The organism is Citrobacter sp. Ce104, from assembly GCF_030334595.1.
Lineage (GTDB): Bacteria > Pseudomonadota > Gammaproteobacteria > Enterobacterales > Enterobacteriaceae > Citrobacter > Citrobacter europaeus.
On record NZ_JAOWDP010000059.1, the window covers coordinates 1 to 17462 of the forward strand.

Sequence of the window (17462 nt, forward strand, 5' to 3'; positions counted from 1 at the left end):
ATGTTCGCCTATGCCAATAGCCATCCGGGGCTGTGGAAAGTCGGGATGATGGCGGGCGCGCATGCGGCGAGCTGGTTTATCAATGGTGGCAAAACGCCGCTCAAGGTTGGCGCGATTGGTGACTGGATGGAGGCGCGCGATCTGCCTGATGCTGACGGCGAGAGCTTCCGCAGCTGGTTTAAGAAACATCAGGCGCAGGAGAAAAAGAATGGATAACCGTACCGCGTTTTTAAACACCATCGCCCAGGCGCTGGGTCGCCCGCTGCGTTTCGAGCCGCAAGCGGATGCCGCACCGGTTAACAATTTTGCCAACGAGCGCCTGACCGAGCTTAGCCCCGAGCAGCGCTGCTCTGCGTTTATCCAGTTTGCCAGCGAAGTGATGCTGGCCCGCTGCGAACTGACCCGCGAGGACCAGGCCGCAGACGCGGCGCTGCGCCTGTGCGAAGAATTGGGTCAGCAGCCGGTGGTGCTGAGCGGCGACAGCCGGCTGGTGGAGCTGGGCATCACCCAACGCTTGCAGCAGGAATGCAACGCCGTGGTCTGGGATCCGGCGCGTGGTAGCGAAAATATTACCCAGGCTGAGCAGGCGAAAGTCGGCGTAGTGTTTGCCGAATATGGCCTGACCGAGTCCGGCGGCGTGGTGCTGTTTTCCGCACCGGAGCGCGGGCGCTCCCTGAGCCTGTTGCCGGAGTCCTCTATTTTCGTGCTGCGTAAAAGCACCATCCTGCCGCGCGTGGCGCAGCTGGCAGAAAAACTGCATCAGAAAGCACAGGCCGGTGAGCGTATGCCATCGTGCATTAATATCATCAGTGGACCCAGCTCGACGGCGGATATTGAGCTTATCAAGGTGGTTGGGGTGCATGGTCCGGTGAAGGCGGTATATCTGATTATTGAGGATTGTTGAGGCAGGATGGAAAACCGCTCTGGCGCTGTGGGCCAGAGCGGTATCAACGTTATGCAATCATGCTGATGATCAACACGATTATCAGGCCAACCACGGAGTTTACCAGCTCCAGCAGACCCCAGGTTTTCAGCGTATCCTTCACCGACAGATCAAAGTAGCCTTTGAACAGCCAGAACGAAGCATCGTTGATATGGGTCAGCGTGTTGGAGCCAGCCGCTGTTGCCAGCACCAGCAACGCCGGGTCGACGCCCACCAGTTGACCGGTTGCCGGGTCGAGGATTGCTGCGCTAATAATCCCCGCCGCCGTCATGGCTGAGACCACGCCCTGACCCGTTGCCAGACGAATCAGCACGGTTATCAACCACGCCATGATGTACGGAGAAATGTTGCCGTGCGACATCAGCATGCCGATGGTATCGCCGATGCCGGTATCGATAATGGTTTGCTTCAGTACGCCGCCTGCCACTGACTGCCGGAGCAGGGACTGCGCTGACTCTGTAAATCCGCCGCTCTGTACGTTGGGATTGTTAATCCGAGTAACTAAGTAACACGCTATACCTTGACTCCTTATGCTTACATGCTTGCACATCGTTACGGCACAAAATTCAACTGTGGCAAAGCAAGTGCGCTGTTGCGTTCTCTTGAGTCCGAAGAAAATGACGAAACCAGGAGCATGCCCCTGGCTTAGTTATATCGACGTTATTTCTGCTCGGCTTTCAGGTGTGCGGTCTCTTTACCCTGCGCCTCTAACTGATTTACCACCCAGTCAAACACGACCTGTGTGCCGATCGGACCATCCTGCGACAAGCGCGGATCAGGGTCAAAGGCCGTTTCAATCACATAGGGGTTCTGAAGGCGTGTTTTGGCGACGTGAACCATCCTATCTTTATCATTCGGGCGCAGCATATCCACCTTGTTCAGACAGACCAACACAGGCTTGCCCTCCGCCTTTAACTTCTCCAGTGTCTGCACATCATGACCTGACACACCACGGTTGACGTCTACCACCAGCAGGAACAGATCGGTATGCTTGATATTATCATTCACCAAGTCATTGACCTCGGAACGCACGTCGTGAAATCCAGGGAAGTTAATAAGTTTAATAGTACCTGTGTGACCAAGGTCATACACCTTAGTATCGGATGTAGAGCCAGCAATAGGATTGATATTGCCGGTATCAACACCGAATACGCTTTTAAAGAGCGCATCTTTGCCGACGGAACCATCTCCCACTACGCTGATAGTCAGGCGTTTTAATACGTTCTGACGCAGCATCGCGATATGTACGATCGCCGGAACCGTCTTACGAAACGCAGGGCCTGCAATTTCTACCGCCAGCCATGCACCGGAAGCTATCCAACCAATTGGCCCCAGGAATGCACCGACACCGCGTACCAGAGCAGCATTTGCCGCAAAGTTGAGGCCATTACCCATCAGCGAGCGGGCCAGCATGTTGGCCAGAATAACGGACATCCGATACACCGCAAAGCCGCCAAACTGGTTCAGCATCACCTGTGAGGCCATTAATGTACCCGCCAGAATTGCCCCCTGATCTTTCTCGGAAAGGTTCATCGAACGCATTAACGCACTGCGTTCTTCATCACTCATTTTTTTCAGTGCATCGGAAAAGAGATGCTGAATGATGAACTCTTCGTTGAGCTCTACCGACATGTTTTTGTTGACCCCTTTAACCTTAAGCTTTTCGCCAACATCACAGACGATTTCTTCATATTCCACACCTTCGCCACTGCGAAACAGGCTGGCAATATCATTGCTGCCCATTTTGCGCAGGTAATGGGCAATTTTTTCAGCATCGGAACGGGTGCTGCTGCGCTCCATCTGTACCTTCAATTCTTCCTTGGTGGTGCTAAGATAGCCAAGCAGTGGCGTAATATCTTCTTTGTTCTGTGCCAGCGAGCGTTGTAATACATCAACGAGTGAAAGAGTTTTGTTCATTATTTTTTCCTTTTAAACAGGTACTGCGCCATACCGCTGCACCTGCGTTCACTGTATAAAGTTAGGCTAATGCCAAGACAAGATTATCGCTACCCGCTACCGGATAAATGGTAATACGCATCTGCGCTAAAGCTGCGCCTGCCGCACTCCCGAGCAGCGCGCCGGTCAACGCGCCAAGCATGCCGCCGCACATCGCCCCCACCACCGTTCCGGTTGCCGCCCCTGCGGCACAAAAAACAATCACACGCCCGGTTGAAGCATCTTTAAACTGAACCGTAATACGGTGCGCTTTGCAGAAATCACGCAGTTCGCTTTCAACGTTTTGCAGCAAGCTAGCCGGGATTTCGAAGCGTGTCCCTTTGGCTTTCACGGCAATAAAGGCTAACAGTTTACTGATCTGGTCTGGACTCGCAATTTGGATATTCATCGTTTTATCTCTTCGTTTGTGTGTAGTGATATAACTAATGCGAATTGCGTGCCAACTTTCAAATAAAAAATTAATCGTTACTTATCAAATAATTATAAATTTCATGTTATGTTGACTTCATTGTCTAGTGATGAAAACATTATTTAATATTTAACTTAATGATGAAATCGACACTGTGGATATTCGAATTATCAATTTTAGCGAAGAGAAACGTCCCGCCGATTTGGCGCTGTATTGGTATCAGGCCGGCTTGAAATCATCCCGCCAACAGACGGTTTCACTTACCGGTGATATCACAGACATGATTTCGCAGGCCGTAATGGATGAATGGAAGCAGGCGCTGAATCTGCTTGTGAAACAGGAAAATATCAAAGCACTGGAGAAAAGATATCCGAACTTTATGCAGTGGATCGCGTTAATTACCGCTCAAGGACCCGGTGTTGTATTACAAAATGAACATAACCTATTTTCCGACTTAGCGATAACGGATCCCTACGATCAGGTTAATGACCGCCTCTTTGTCAGTCAGGCGCGAACTATCGTGACGCGCAAAACGGTTTTTTTGTTGCCAGACAGCTCGCCATCAAGCTCAGCGCTGTATCGGGAGGATGACCGTAACGAATTTATCCGTTCCCTTTCTGCATTCCTCAGCGCAGGAAATACCTCTATTGCACTGGCAAAATCCGGAAATAAAACCGGCGGAGATGTTTCAATTTTCAACACCGTGCTGGCGTCGCTGTTTGCCAGGACTTCGCAATTACGGTTGGATGAAGACACAGGTATTCACATCAAGCATGGCCCCTTGCTTATCGAGGGAGATACCGGCACTGGAAAAAGCGCGGCGGCTAAACATCTGGCTACGAAGATGGGTAAAGCAATGGTTGAAATTAACCTTGCCGCAGTCAGTGAAACATTGCTGGAAACCCGCATGCGGGGATCAACGAAAGGTGCATTTACCGACGCGATCGACAAAAATGGCTTTTTTGAAGAAGCACATAATGGTGTGCTCTTCCTGGATGAATTGCAAAGCGCAAGTTTGGCCTCACAAACACAGTTACTGGATTTATTGTCCGCTATCAGTAACGACGTCTGGATCAGCAAAGTGGGGGAGGATGCGTCGAAGACAAAATACGATGTCAAAGTGGTACTCGCGGTCAATGAGCCTGTCTCGCGCCTGCTGGCCGAAGGTCGGTTACGCCGCGATTTGTTTCACCGTATCCGAGACGTAGTGAAATTCAAATCACTCAACGAGCTGTTTGCTGAGGACCGTGCTCACGCGTTGTTAACACTCATCCTCACGCTCTACCGATGGAAATCCTTTAACCAGCCCGTTTTTGCCAGCGATGGAAAATCGATGCAGGCGCTGTCGCAGCTTTTTACGGTTTATGAAGAGGGTGTTATAGATAAAATATTGTGCGCTCCTTGGCCAGGAAACTTTCGCCAACTAGAACGCTTTGCGTGGGATCTCTTCTTTGTCCTCGGTGACAGAACCAGAGTGACCAACGAGATTATTGACAGTCTGCTCAAAGAGGAAGCAAATCGTATTCCTGCCTCGTTTATTGAAGCACAGCAAATCAACAACGAGCAAACTGCCCCCACAATATTCAGCGAAGTGGAAAACATTATCAAAAAAAACCATTTCAACTTGAAAGCCTCACTGCCTGAACTCGGTGTGTATCGTCTGCGAACCTACAATGCTCTGAAAGGATTCATTCGCGAAAACAGAGCTCAGTTCAGTAAGGGATTTCTGGCTGACTCCAAAATTACGAAGATCATCACCTCCGAGATTGCAGGACGGAAGGGACCTGAAAACTATAAGCCGATCACTTCTTAAGGGCGGGCTGAAATGGTCTGATGAACTGTGACAAACTTCCGGAAATATCACTAAAGCAACTGGCTAGAGCATTAATGTTACCAGCGGTACGTCAACAAAGAATCTGATGTTTATTTTTTGCGCATATGCTGTCCGCACTCCGGACAGCAGCGAATACCATAATCTTCATGCTGACAGAGCACGCAGAAGTAATCCTTTTTTGAAGGCGCTGTGGCGTATATATCATCACGTTCCATCAGTGCATTCACAGCCTGGTCAAAAGTGGATACCGATTTATCCTGGGTAATGCTCCGGTACTCACAATGCGTTAACCTGCGTTCGTCAGCGTCTTCCAAGTTATGTTCGAAATAACCTCCGCTGTCATGCGTCCAGTGCAGACGCAGGGGATTGTTGCAGGAACGGTAGAACCAGATCCCCCGTGAATGCGGAGCCAAATCCCAGAGGTGAGTGACTACGCCCTCGTGGTCAAGGGCGGTACGAATAGTGCGAAATTGCATGGTGTAAATACTGTCATGGGATCCTGATAGCAGGTGGAAGATAACGCAGGTGTATTCTGCGCAACGTTCGGTACTGTGGTCACCGGTACGACAGGGCAGGCAGTAGCGCTCGCTGAAGCAACCAAGGCGGTGCCCGTCGGCCTTGCGTACCAATGGTAACGACGCAGCATGCGTTTCCGTCGCGCCTCCAGCGGCTCACGGGGCACATACGGGCAGTGGCGTCCGTTCTCCGCCAGATCTTCCCATGTGTGCTAGAACCACGGGTGGTTGGAGGCCCATTCAGGGTGGAATGCCAGCGCACTGCTGCAGAGGTGGCAAGAGTAGCGGTCGTAAGGGGAAATCTGTGCAGTGGTGGCGCCTGTAAGAAGCTGATTGCCATCAAGCGCGATAAAAGATTTGGCGTAAGTCGTCATAATATTGGTCCTTTGGCGTATGACGCGCAGGCGTAAACCGTCCCGGGGAGGGCAGCAGTGCAGGTCATATGACTGGTGGCGTTAGATCAGACGGGCAATGTGATTACGTTCGATAGATTACTGACGGGACTGAGCAATACGTTGCTGTAGCCAGGCCTCCACTTCGCTTTCAAGCCAGCGAGAGCTACGACCAAGTTTGATGGGTTTAGGGAACTCACCCAATGAAATCAGTTTGTAGAACCATTTGTCGGTTAAGCCGGTCAGTTTTGTGATAAACGCCATATCGACAAACTTGTCGTTAAGAAGGCTGGTTGGGATGGTCATCGTTTTTTCTCCGTTGGTGATAAGGGAGAAGAAGCCAGGTATTCGAATGGTGCAGACTTCTTCAAACGATGACGCACTGGCGTAATTTTTTAGCCGATAACGCGACTCCGGGGTCTGCCTGTTACGGACACTACCGGGACTGCGCTGACTCTGTAAATCCGGCGCTCTGTACGCTGCGACTGTTTACCCAGATAGCTCAGGATGTACTGCATACCTTCCCTTCCTCTGCGATCTGAAAAGTTGATTACTCGTTCACCTCGCACCCGGTAATGTCCCTTAGGCTCACACCGGTGCGCGTAGCCTTCTCCGTCCGTAATGTCCTCCCACAGCAACTGGATGGATTTCCAGAAGCACCAGGCCTTCCGGTGGCTCTGACCATTGATATAAAACGCCGCATGAATGTGGTAACGGTGATCTCCCCCATATTCCATTACCCAGGCATATCCCTCCAGACCAGATATCTCTGCGCATTGCTCAGTCAGCCATGTCATCTCAGCCGCCAGTTGATGAATATCACCATACGCGTATGAATCAGAGTTTTTCCTGTATGCGAAATCCACCCGAAGCATGAGTAATTTCGAATGACAGTCAAATAACCGGTCCTGATGGTTAAATAATACTGACTGAAGAGAATAGTCTGGTTTGTGGTTTGAGTTGATTACGTATTCCATGATAAATATCCCATAACAGTTATTGGTCATGAGATTACGGGAGAGATTAATTTTTTATGCAGAATACCGATTCAGGTTGTCAGCCATGAAAGTATGTTATTGCGTATCATTTTTCACATGTACTGTAACAGTAATTTCTTATTGTAAAATGGAATGAATGTTCATCACACTGGAAAGTCTGACAATCATTATGCTTTACGGCAAATAATAAACAATGATGTTAGTAAACATTGAACGTACCGGGATGTCTGAAAAGAAATCATCATCCGGTAGACGAAGAAATGCTGTACTTACTGAAGAGTCATTATTCCTAGATACAAAGGTGTAAGCAGTTGGACAAGTAACACTTCTTTATAAAATAACATTAATAACCTTAATGTTTCTTTTCACACAATCAGTAACCTCCAGAGAATACGCTCACCACGCAGGTTTAAGTTATTCACGCCATGGTGTTCTAATGATATTAGAACACCATTTCTGTCTTCCCCGACTTGATACCTGTACAGCAGGCATGTGCTCATGAAAGATTTGTATACGCATACTTTTTGACTCCCGGAACGGGTCACCCTGCCACTGTAATATTTACTGCAATAGTATTTTGCCGTTATTTATGCCGGTACGGGCTTTTCTTCCTGATTACTCCCCCGGTATTTTCAGGCACAAAAAACGTGGAAGTAAGAGAGTAATTATTGGTTACTCAGGAAAAACATTCCATGCGCGGCCCGGAAAACATGAAAAAAGGTAAATTCATGACGGGCTAACGTATTTATTTTCGAGGGGAAACTGCATTCTCCCCGGCGATAACAATCAGACCACAGAATGCTCTGCAACTGGATGACAGGATAAGATACTCCCTGACCAGGTAAACACAGTCGGAAAAACAGTCTCGCTGTAAGACGCTGATCGGAAGTAACGGAACACCCTCAGTCGCCTGAAAAGACAGTCAGAATCGTTTTCACCTTAAAATCATGTCATAACAATCTGAAACAACAGAAAAAAACAAACACACAAAAAATGACAAACAAATTATATATAATTCATTTAATTCAATTAATTAAGAGACAATCATAAGCTCTGAATAATGCTTAAAAGGCTATGTTTTACCATGCCGGTTCTGTGATCTAATCACTCTTAATTCAGAGCTTTATACGATATAATTCGGAGGTATAAAAACAGAACCAGTATTCGGGAGAGCAGAATGAGAAGGGACGGACTGAATGATTTTTATGAAGTGAACTTTCTGAGGTTAAGGGAGATAGATGCCACGTATCCATCGGAACCCATACGTTACGTGGACCTGGCTGACATATACAGCTTCATCAGCTTTAAAGATGCAGAATGTGAAAAAATACCGCCTGATAAACTTTCCACTAAAAAAAGAAAAACGCAGGTAACAGATGGCTACGCATGCAATCTTTTGTCGGACATTCTTAAATATGAGAATTCATTACACCCTGGCTCACCCCGTTCTCTCGTGGGAACGCATAAACATTTGAAACTTCATTGCGAAGCAACTCCAGAATATAAAGAGGAACTGAAGAAAAATCTTATTCACAAAGAAGATGTGTTACTTAAAATCCAGAATGAATATGACACAATAAAAAATAAAGCATCCGGAAAAATTTCAATAATCCCGATAAGTTTTCACCTCAATGACGAAACTGGCGGGTTCCTTCAGCACATCACCGATGACTTAACCATGATTAACATGGCCTTTGCCTCGATGATGAGTAAAATAAAACACCGCACAATGTACAGCCGGATAGCAGGACATGTAAGACTGGGCATGCTGGATGAGAATTTTGAGCCTTTCGCCCATGTGTTATTTTTTATTCAGGGCGGGGCTGTCAGTCATGACTTCATAAGGGAAATTATTGAGGTCTGGTACTCATTCATCCCTGAAGACATTGAATGCAGGGCAGGTATTTCTGGCTTCGACTTTAATTTCTTACTCAACTTCCAGCGTGAAGTCATCAACAAACAAAAAAGTTCTCCCACGCCAGGAGGAATAACTTTTTTCATATCCGACATACTGAATCCGTTCCCTGATGTCACTGCACCTGGCTATCGGCGTCATGAACCCTGCACATTATTCTCCCGTCTGCTCAGAAGAACAGAAAGGGAAGATAACATCAACAGAACCCACCGACGACGTCTTGCTGACAGGGAGACAGAAATCAGTGCGACTAAAAAAAAGAGTGGTTATAACAAACTAAAAAACACATCAGCAATTCACAGGGAATATTTTTTAAGAATTGCAAAAAAAGTCAACAAAATTCCTTTTATGCGTACCATAAACTGAATAAACATATCTGCGGGGCGTGCGCCCCTGCTGATATCTGAATAAAATGCTATATCCGCATTTTTAAATTTTTCTCAGTTATATATCACCTCAGTGAATTCCCTCCCGTTTACTTCAGTCAGGCCATCCCCACCGGATGGCCTTTTATTATGCCGAGGCTTATATGAAACATCCTTCGGGCTATGCCCTTATCCGTCGCCATCTGCGGCGCTATCCCCGTATTCTGCGGCAGCATCTTCTCCGGGAGCTCAGCCGCCTCGTCGCGTATGAACCCGTGATTGGCATCATGGGCAAGACCGGCGTCGGCAAATCCTCGCTGTGTAATGCGTTGTTCCGGAGTGAAGTCTGTGCGGTGAATGCCGTGGAGGCCTGTACCCGTCAGCCTCAGCGTGTACGTCTGCGCTTCGGTAACCATTACCTGACGCTGGTGGATTTACCCGGTGCGGGAGAGAGCATCAGCCGTGACAACGAATACCGTGAGCTGTACCGCGAACTCATGCCACAACTCGATATGGTGCTGTGGGTGCTCAAGGCCGATGACCGCGCATTCTCGGTGGAAGAGCTTTTTTATCAGGAGGTATTCGCACAATACAGCGGACCGCTGCCACCGGTGTTATGGGTCCTCAACCAGGTGGATAAAACCGAACCTGCAGCGCACTGGAACTGGTTATCGGCGCAGCCATCAGCATTGCAGGCTGAACGTATTATACAGAAACAACAGACCGTGGCCCGTCAGATGGGAACAGCAGAGACGAATATTCTTCCGGTGTCAGTCAGGGGGCGGTACCACCTTCCCCGTCTGGTGGAGGCGATGATTACCCGTCTCCCAAAGCAGGCCCGCAGCCCGCTGGTGCCTCACCTGCAAAGCGGGTACCACACCCCCGGCATTATCACTACCGCCCGCAACAGCTTTGGCGATGCCGTGGTGGAAGTGATTGACGCAGTCATCGACCTGGCCCCGTTGCCACAGGCTGCACGTTACGCGCTCCAGACCGTCACACACACCGTGGCCCGAGCGGCCCGGACCGTCTGGTCCTTCTTCTTTGGCTGACTTCCACATCGATTAGCCTGTCTTCCGTTTCGATAAATAATTTTGCCCTGTCACGATCGATTTTGTCGATCGACCCGATCGGTTTTATTCATTATCCCTGGTAAATATCCGGTTATAGAATTCCTCAGGGATACTGTATTCAGCCATTTACTGATTAAAAATCAATGCGATGAATCGCAGGAGCGCATTCGTCCGGAGAAAAGTAATGAAAAGGTTTTTTATGATACTAACCACCAGTCTGTTGTTCACCTCACTTCCTTCCCTGGCCGCCAGTGATACGCCCGTTACAGTGAAGGTCAGCCATGCCGGTCCTGAGTGCTATGGCTGCGTCTATGTCACCGTGACAGCAAAAACCGACACCGTTCTGATAAAGAAAATCGATGTTAACCGGGGAAAATGTCCGATGCTGACACACCGAAAAATAGCCTACAGGGGCCGGAACGTGGACGGCTGGTGGCCCACAGATAAACCGTTCACACCCCGTAAAATGACCTTCGCTGAGAGTGTCTTCTGGAAATTTGGTCACACTTTGGATTTTGGTAAAGCCTGCAATTTTGTTGAGGCCCGGGTGTTCACCGATCAGGGCACATTCACCGTCAGCCAGTGATATCGCCAGTATCACTTATCAGCCCTCTTTCTTAACGCGTCTCAATGTCTTCAGGAGAGACCCGTATCGTCTTAACCATCACCCTCAGGGAATACTATGAAAAAGAAAATACTGCTTTTCACTCTTCTGATATCTGCTCTGACTCCGGCAGTGTCACAGGCCTTCGGTAACCGTGATACCTGGGCCAGCGGCTGGGGTCAGGGCGTGTCTGAGTTTGTAATTCTGGGGAAAGGACAGTCACAGCTTTACCTGACCTGCGAAGACACCGGCTCACAAGCGGCCACCCTGACCTTCACCGACGCAAACGGTCATCAGGTCAGGATGGATAACGGCCAGTCGCTGGACATGAAAATTGACGATGAGGAGCCTGTCAGCGTCAGTGACAGCGAGTCACATGTGGGCTCAGACAACGTGGCATGGGCATGGGATAAACTGCGCACCGGTAAGCGGGTCATTGTGTCCGGGGAGGGCGTAAAGGCAGCCGTGTTTACGCTTAACGGTGCGGGGAAGGTCCTTCCCGCGTTCGGGGACAGCGGCTGTCTGCCGAAATATGCCCTGCCGTAATAAAGACAGGTAACGCCTTTTTTCTGAATTCATTCACGCTCACGACAACAGGAACCTCAGTCCATGACGCATATCCCGGTTCAGGCAGCACACACCCGCCAGCCCTGACCACTGCATCAGTATTTCACACCGCCGACGCCCTGCTCATTTGAGCGGGGCGTTTTCTTTTGTTTCTCATCAGGGATCAGATATGCAGACCACTGATAATGCGTCGCTGCCACCCGGCCCCTTCACCCGCCGACAGGCGGAAGCCATGGCCGCACGCTATCTCAACGTCACCGTCGAAGACGACCAGGGCCCCATTTTCGTCTGGTCATCCGCGACTGCCGTGGCATGCTGATATGGCGGGACTGGAATTTTGCCCCGCAGGCCGGAGAGATGCTGAACCGCTATCTCATCAGCGACGGTATTCCTGTGTCACCACAGCCACTGAGCCACTGAGCGGCGAAGTCCTGCTCATTTTTCAACAGAACACAGTCCCCCACAGGCCATGCACCTTCCGGAGCATGGCCTTTCTGCTTTTATGCCCTTTAACCCGATATCAGAGGTATTAACCATGCGCTTAGCCAGCCGTTTTGGTGCGGCCAGTCTCGTACGCCGCGACCGCCCACTGACCCGTGATGAACTGGCACACTATGTGCCCAGCGTATTCAGTGAAGAAAAGCACGAATCACGCTCAGAACGTTATACGTATATCCCGACCATCACACTGCTTGATAATCTGCAGCGGGAAGGCTTCCAGCCGTTCTTTGCCTGCCAGACCCGCGTTCGCGACCTGAATAAACGCGACCACACAAAGCACATGCTGCGTCTGCGGCGTGAGGGGCAAATCACCGGTAAACAGGTCCCCGAAATCATCCTGCTTAACAGCCACGACGGCTCCAGCTCATACCAGATGCTGCCGGGCCTGTTTCGCTTTGTCTGCCAGAACGGACTTGTCTGTGGCGAAACCTTTGGTGAGGTTCGCGTACCGCACAAGGGGAATGTGGTGGATAAAGTCATTGAAGGGGCTTATGAGGTGCTGGGGATATTTGACCGGGTGGAGGAGAAGCGGGATGCCATGCAGTCACTGCTACTTCCTCCGCCGGCACAGCAGGCGTTTGCCAGAGCCGCCCTGACGTACCGCTTTGGGGAAGAGCACCAGCCGGTGACGGAAGCACAGATTCTGTCTGCGCGACGCTGGCAGGATGAAAGTTCCGACCTGTGGACCACCTACCAGCGTATCCAGGAAAACCTGATTAAAGGCGGTCTGCCGGGCAGAACAACGAAAGGTAAACGGGCCCACACCCGTGCGGTTAACGGCATTGACGGCGACGTGAAGCTCAACCGCGCCCTGTGGGTAATGGCGGAAAGCCTGCTCGGGAGCCTGAAGTAATGCAGTGTATTCCTGGCGGCGTGATTCAGGTTTCGCCACATCCGTTCTCCCTGATCAGTGAGCAAAGCTGCCGCTCCATCTCTGATGACGACCTGTGCGCCTGGTGCTCTCACCTTCTTTATCGTCCCGGTGAACTCAGCCAGTGCGGCATAAGTATCCCTGAGGGGCACTGGCCTTCACGCTGTGATGATGATGGCTATGTGCAGTTCTGTCCGTCACTTTGTCACAACAACCCACATGAAAATACAAAGGAAATCAAATGAACAACATACTCACCCTGACCAGTCCGGTGACTGAATCTCTCACCTCACCACGTACTGATACAGACCGCATCGAATGCATGCCCGTACCCGATGAACAGCGTGCCGCCTTCTGGCCGCAGCAGTTTGGCAGCATACCGCAGTGGATAACCCTTGAACCCCACATTTTTGGCTGGATGGACCGGTTTTGCAGGGACTACAGCGGCGGGATATGGAATTTCTTTACCCTCAGCAATGGCGGTGCATTTATGGCCCCGGAGAACGAAAACGATGAGAAATGGACACTGTTTAACAGCATGAACGGTAACGGCGCAGAGATGAGCGCTGAGGCTGCCGGGATAGCCGTCTGCCTTATCGCTTACAGTCATCACGCCTGCCGCACCGAATGCGATGCCATGACGGAGCACTATTATCGCCTGCGGGACTATGCCCTGCTGCACCCGGACTGCCACGCAATTATGCGTATCATTGATTAGGGGAATAACCATGACGAATCCGGCCCCCTTACCCACGTCATCGCAGCCTGATATGTTCCCGTCACTGACCTCACCACACCAGGAAGTCCCCCTGTCCCCGTATGCCCGGCGAACGTTACGGCGGGCAATGAACCTGCTGGAGCGCCAGTTGCGTGAACCCGGTGTGGCCTTCACCTCCGCCGGTGCCACCCGGGACTGGCTGCGTCTGCGCCTGGCAGGGGAAGAGCGCGAAGTGTTTATGGTGCTGTTCCTCGACAACCAGAACCGCCTCATTGCCCACGAGATACTGTTCACCGGCACTATCAGTCATACCGAAGTCCATCCCCGGGAAGTGGTGAAAGCCGCCCTGAAACATAACGCAGCCGCCGTCATCGTTGCCCATAACCATCCGTCAGGCCTGGCGGAGCCCAGCCAGGCTGACCGCCGCCTCACGGAACGTCTTAAGCAGGCACTGGACCTGGTGGATATCCGCCTGCCGGACCATCTGGTGGTTGGCGGCATGGAAGTAGTGTCATTCGCTGAACGCGGCTGGCTGTAAGGAGAGCAGCGATGAAGATTATCAGCAAACGTCAGGCGATGGCGCTATATCGCCAGCATCCTGAGTCCAGGCTGTTTCGCTTCTGTTCCGGAAAATACGCCTGGTCCGGCAGCGTCTGCCACTATGCAGGGAAGGAGGTCCAGGATATCAGCGGCGTCCTGGCCGTGTTCGCTGAACGTCGCCAGGACCGCAACGGCCCGTATGTCGTTCTGCGCAGCGTCACCCTCAGTTAACTCATATTCAAGGAGCACGACCTTGTTGAATAAAACACTGCCGGCAAATCATCATATTTCTGAACCGTGGTGGGGACTGAAACGTAATATCACCCCGTGCTTCGGTGCACGGCTGGTACAGGAAGGCAACCGGCTGCATTATCTGGCCGACCGCGCCAGCATCACCGGGACATTCACCGACGCGGATTTGCGCCATCTCGACCAAGCGTTTCCGGTACTGCTGAAGCAAATGGAACTGATGCTGGTTTCCGGCGAACTCAGTCCCCGCCATCAGCACTGCGTCACGCTGTATGCAAAGGGACTGACCTGCGAGGCTGACTCACTCGGATCGCATGGCTATATCTATATAGCGATTTATCCGACACCATCAGTAACGTCATAACCCCCGCAACACCTTTCTTTTTACCCCTTCAACAACGAGATACCCCTTATGCAAACACAACCCGTATCCCCGGCACGGGAGGCTTCTCCACGTCTGTCACCCGTGGAGATTTGGCAGCGACTTCTGAGCCACCTGCTGGATCATCACTACGGTCTGGCGCTAAACGACACGCCGTTTGGCAACGACGACGTGATTCAGGAGCACATTGACGCCGGTATTTCCCTGTGTGATGCCGTCAATTTTATCGTCGAAAAATACGATCTGGTACGCACTGACCGTTACGGATCCAGCACTACAGAGCAGTCACCGCTTATCAGCAGTATCGATATTCTCCGCGCCCGTAAGGCCTGTGGACTGATGACACGTAACGGCTACAGAGCGGTGACAGATATCACTACAGGCAAATACAGCAAGATGACCCGATGAAGCTGTCTCTCAACGTGGAAGCTGATGCCATCAACGTTCTGGCCCTCAACATGGGGCGTATCGCAGTGGATGTCGATGGTATTGAATTGTCCGAACTGATCGCCGCGGTAAACCAGAACGGCTGCTCACTGCGGATCGCGGATGAACCTGGGAAGATCGCCGTTGAATTCCCACGGCCCCCTTTTACATCATTACCGGGGATGTGCTGCAGTACTGCGCACCTCACGGAGGAAGACAATTCACTGTTGTACGCCCTGTCACATCAGCGCGAAGACTTCGGCGAGTCGGAATGGATTATGTACACTGGTTCAGGTTATCTGATTCGCCTGTATGCCTGGTCGTTTCCGGTATTACGGCTCAAACGCCTCGGACTGTCGAAAGCCTGCCGCCGGTTAGTGATAACGCTTATCCGTCGCTACGCCGTTGGCATTGTTCATCTGGATGCCTTTGGCGAAGTGCTGCCCGGCTTTGACGTTTTCGACTGGTAACCCCACCTCAATCACCACAAGGTTTTCACATGCCAGAATTAACCACTGAAACCGCTCTCGATATTTTGATTTGCTTGCTGCAGGACAACATCTGTTGCGACAGCGGGATTATCTTCGATAACGACGAAGTAAATACCGATTCAGCCGTGCTGTTGCCATGGATTGAACAGGCACTCAGGGATGTTCGCGATCTTCAGCGTCTGCAGCAGACCAGTACAGATTAATTACCTGTCCGTACTCATCACTTACCCATAAGCGCCAGCCCTCACCGACTGGCACTTTGCTTTATATAAGGAAATAAATGATGTCAGACCTTACTCTTAACGAACCCGAAGTATTAACCGGCCACACAGACGTTATTTGCTCCACCAGCATTGAGCGCATCGTCACCGGACGTAATGCGGCGCTGGCGCAGATTGAAGTGCTCATGCAACAACTTAGCGATATTGCAACACTGACCCGCAGTATTGGCGGTAAAACCGCTCTGGACTGGGCCATGAAGCAGGAATTCCGCCGTGGTTGCTGGTTGATGGAAAAACCAGAAACAGCGATGAAAGCCATTACCCGTAATCTCGATCGTGGTATATGGCGCGATTTAATGAAAAAGTCAGGGATGCTTTCCATCATGGACGCTCAGGCTCGTGATCAGTGGTACAGAAATCTTGGGGGGGAGAACATTCCTGCAGTCAGCGAAGCCAACATTCTGAGCACTTTTGAGCAACTGTATCTGAATAAAGGTGATGTGTTTGAGCGGGGTGTCATTAACGTCTTCAAAGGGTTGAGCTGGGATTTTAAGACGAACAGCCCCTGTAAATTTGGAGGGAAAATCATCGTCAGTGGGCTAGTCAAATGTGACCGGTGGGGATTTGGGCTTCTCTGGGGCTGGCAACGCGATCGGTTAGCTGACCTTGAGCGGATGCTGATGCTTCTGGACGGAAAACCGGTTCCCGACAACCGTGCCGACGTCACCCGTCGTCTCGCCAATCATATCCATGAAAACAGGCACAGCAATCGTTACGAGGATGAGATGTTTGCAATCAAATACTTTCAGAAGGGAACTGCTCATATCACCTTTAAGCGGCAAGAACTGGTCGATAAGCTGAATGACATCATCGCACGTCACTACCCTGGAATGCTGGCATCCGGACAGTAATCAGGGGCCTGCACATATGTGAAATGTCAGTATCAGTGCAGAGTTAAACAAACCCCTTGCCAGGTTCGCCTGCTTATGGACAATATGATACTGACGTTCCTGGTGCTTTTCTTCTGGTGGTTTGTTACTGGATTCTGTAACGCACCAGGAGCGTCACCAGACAAAGGACCATCATAAAGTATCAACACATCAGCCTGAGGCGAGTATCCCACTTATCGTCACCGATTCGGGTTTCGGATTCATACCAATCGGGAATGAGGGTACAAATGAGGGCATAAATATAATCACATCAAAAATTTTACTTATAAATCATAAAGATAAAACAAAAGATCGATTCCGAGTCCGGCACCACTATTTAAAGAACCCGCCCTAAAGGCGGGTTTTTGCTTTTATAGTTTCTGATACTTTCCAACCGGTCATCTCTCAATATCCTCACAGCGCTTCCCCGCACAAAACCCATATGTAAGATAGCCATGCCTGTTAACAAGAAGACATCTGGGCTCTATAAGAAGATGGGATTTAACGTGACGGGACGTACAGAAGTGGACGATCTCGGACGGCCGTACCCGTTACTCAACCTC

The 17462-nt window shown here is 50.5% G+C and carries 22 protein-coding genes and 4 pseudogenes; 19 read left to right on the top strand and 7 right to left on the bottom strand.

The features are described from left to right. Nucleotides 1-216, top strand: a 216-nt coding sequence (locus OGW16_RS08125; RefSeq protein ID WP_286518124.1) for a lactate utilization protein LutB domain-containing protein, incomplete at its 5' end; no start/stop codon positions are given. Continuing rightward, nucleotides 209-904: a LutC/YkgG family protein gene (locus OGW16_RS08130; protein ID WP_087050964.1), complete on the top strand. Its 696-nt coding sequence runs from the start codon at nucleotides 209-211 to the stop codon at nucleotides 902-904. The genes OGW16_RS08125 and OGW16_RS08130, both read left to right, overlap by 8 nt. 49 nt (nucleotides 905-953) lie before the next feature. Here the strand turns inward: OGW16_RS08130 and OGW16_RS08135 are convergent. From OGW16_RS08135 to OGW16_RS08145, 3 genes and pseudogenes are all read right to left on the bottom strand, one after another. Next, nucleotides 954-1367 (bottom strand): annotated as a pseudogene (locus tag OGW16_RS08135) (GntT/GntP/DsdX family permease); the annotation flags it as partial. Nucleotides 1368-1603: 236 nt separating this feature from the next. Beyond that, nucleotides 1604-2860, bottom strand: a complete 1257-nt coding sequence (locus OGW16_RS08140; protein WP_040229904.1) for a GTPase — start codon at nucleotides 2858-2860, stop codon at nucleotides 1604-1606. Nucleotides 2861-2921: 61 nt separating this feature from the next. Then, nucleotides 2922-3287, bottom strand: coding sequence for a hypothetical protein (locus OGW16_RS08145; protein ID WP_040229907.1), 366 nt, complete (start codon nucleotides 3285-3287; stop codon nucleotides 2922-2924). 175 nt (nucleotides 3288-3462) lie between these two features. On the opposite strand from OGW16_RS08145, the gene OGW16_RS08150 reads away from it, so the two are divergent. Continuing rightward, a complete protein-coding gene (locus OGW16_RS08150) occupies nucleotides 3463-5121 on the top strand; it encodes a sigma 54-interacting transcriptional regulator (RefSeq protein ID WP_137397612.1) in 1659 nt (552 codons plus the stop codon). 110 nt (nucleotides 5122-5231) lie between these two features. Here OGW16_RS08150 and OGW16_RS08155 read toward each other — a convergent pair whose 3' ends face one another. The 4 genes and pseudogenes from OGW16_RS08155 to OGW16_RS08170 form a co-directional block, all read right to left on the bottom strand. Further along, nucleotides 5232-5618, bottom strand: a complete 387-nt coding sequence (locus OGW16_RS08155) for a putative zinc ribbon protein (protein ID WP_001160600.1) — start codon at nucleotides 5616-5618, stop codon at nucleotides 5232-5234. 63 nt (nucleotides 5619-5681) lie between these two features. Further along, a pseudogene (locus OGW16_RS08160) lies at nucleotides 5682-6031 on the bottom strand (DUF7828 domain-containing protein); the annotation flags it as partial. Between the two features lie 117 nt (nucleotides 6032-6148). Next, the gene (locus tag OGW16_RS08165) at nucleotides 6149-6355 is read right to left on the bottom strand and encodes a helix-turn-helix transcriptional regulator (RefSeq protein ID WP_049855636.1); all 207 of its coding nucleotides are present in this window, start codon (nucleotides 6353-6355) and stop codon (nucleotides 6149-6151) included. A gap of 89 nt (nucleotides 6356-6444) precedes the next feature. Continuing rightward, nucleotides 6445-7026: an inovirus-type Gp2 protein gene (locus OGW16_RS08170; RefSeq protein WP_171278907.1), complete on the bottom strand. Its 582-nt coding sequence runs from the start codon at nucleotides 7024-7026 to the stop codon at nucleotides 6445-6447. Between the two features lie 1198 nt (nucleotides 7027-8224). Here OGW16_RS08170 and OGW16_RS08175 point away from each other — a divergent pair. From OGW16_RS08175 to OGW16_RS08250, 16 genes and pseudogenes are all read left to right on the top strand, one after another. Further along, nucleotides 8225-9328, top strand: coding sequence for a hypothetical protein (locus OGW16_RS08175; RefSeq protein WP_047660998.1), 1104 nt, complete (start codon nucleotides 8225-8227; stop codon nucleotides 9326-9328). Nucleotides 9329-9491: 163 nt separating this feature from the next. Beyond that, nucleotides 9492-10379, top strand: a complete 888-nt coding sequence (locus OGW16_RS08180) for a GTPase family protein (protein WP_047661008.1) — start codon at nucleotides 9492-9494, stop codon at nucleotides 10377-10379. 205 nt (nucleotides 10380-10584) lie between these two features. Beyond that, nucleotides 10585-10986 carry a hypothetical protein gene (locus OGW16_RS08185; RefSeq protein ID WP_047660999.1) on the top strand — a complete coding sequence of 134 codons (402 nt, stop codon included), beginning with the start codon at nucleotides 10585-10587 and terminating at the stop codon, nucleotides 10984-10986. Between the two features lie 96 nt (nucleotides 10987-11082). Then, a complete protein-coding gene (locus OGW16_RS08190) occupies nucleotides 11083-11550 on the top strand; it encodes a YfjT/YkfB family phage-associated protein (protein WP_000727137.1) in 468 nt (155 codons plus the stop codon). A gap of 190 nt (nucleotides 11551-11740) precedes the next feature. Further along, nucleotides 11741-11991, top strand: a pseudogene (locus OGW16_RS08195) (DUF905 family protein). 115 nt (nucleotides 11992-12106) lie between these two features. Then, nucleotides 12107-12925, top strand: coding sequence for a DUF932 domain-containing protein (locus OGW16_RS08200; protein WP_001234374.1), 819 nt, complete (start codon nucleotides 12107-12109; stop codon nucleotides 12923-12925). Next, nucleotides 12925-13188, top strand: coding sequence for a hypothetical protein (locus OGW16_RS08205; protein ID WP_038633754.1), 264 nt, complete (start codon nucleotides 12925-12927; stop codon nucleotides 13186-13188). Before OGW16_RS08200 ends, OGW16_RS08205 begins: the two co-directional genes overlap by 1 nt. A gap of 77 nt (nucleotides 13189-13265) precedes the next feature. Continuing rightward, the gene (locus OGW16_RS08210; protein WP_052322945.1) at nucleotides 13266-13661 is read left to right on the top strand and encodes an antirestriction protein; all 396 of its coding nucleotides are present in this window, start codon (nucleotides 13266-13268) and stop codon (nucleotides 13659-13661) included. Nucleotides 13662-13713: 52 nt separating this feature from the next. Next, entirely contained in the window at nucleotides 13714-14199 is a 486-nt protein-coding gene (gene radC, locus OGW16_RS08215) for a RadC family protein (protein ID WP_038642868.1), read from the top strand. Between the two features lie 11 nt (nucleotides 14200-14210). Then, a complete protein-coding gene (locus tag OGW16_RS08220) occupies nucleotides 14211-14432 on the top strand; it encodes a DUF987 domain-containing protein (protein WP_038633763.1) in 222 nt (73 codons plus the stop codon). Nucleotides 14433-14454: 22 nt separating this feature from the next. Next, nucleotides 14455-14814 (top strand): type IV toxin-antitoxin system YeeU family antitoxin, encoded by a 360-nt coding sequence (locus OGW16_RS08225; protein ID WP_038633768.1) that lies wholly within the window; start codon nucleotides 14455-14457, stop codon nucleotides 14812-14814. 48 nt (nucleotides 14815-14862) lie between these two features. Next, nucleotides 14863-15240, top strand: coding sequence for a TA system toxin CbtA family protein (locus tag OGW16_RS08230; RefSeq protein ID WP_040063377.1), 378 nt, complete (start codon nucleotides 14863-14865; stop codon nucleotides 15238-15240). Beyond that, complete coding sequence (locus OGW16_RS08235) at nucleotides 15237-15728, top strand: DUF5983 family protein (RefSeq protein ID WP_040063379.1); 492 nt, start codon at nucleotides 15237-15239, stop codon at nucleotides 15726-15728. Before OGW16_RS08230 ends, OGW16_RS08235 begins: the two co-directional genes overlap by 4 nt. A 29-nt stretch (nucleotides 15729-15757) precedes the next feature. Then, on the top strand, nucleotides 15758-15952 hold the full coding sequence (locus tag OGW16_RS08240) for a DUF957 domain-containing protein (protein WP_047661001.1): 195 nt from the start codon (nucleotides 15758-15760) through the stop codon (nucleotides 15950-15952). A gap of 80 nt (nucleotides 15953-16032) precedes the next feature. Beyond that, entirely contained in the window at nucleotides 16033-16881 is an 849-nt protein-coding gene (locus OGW16_RS08245) for a DUF4942 domain-containing protein (protein ID WP_040229927.1), read from the top strand. 497 nt (nucleotides 16882-17378) lie between these two features. Next, nucleotides 17379-17462: pseudogene (locus OGW16_RS08250) on the top strand (acetyltransferase); the annotation flags it as partial.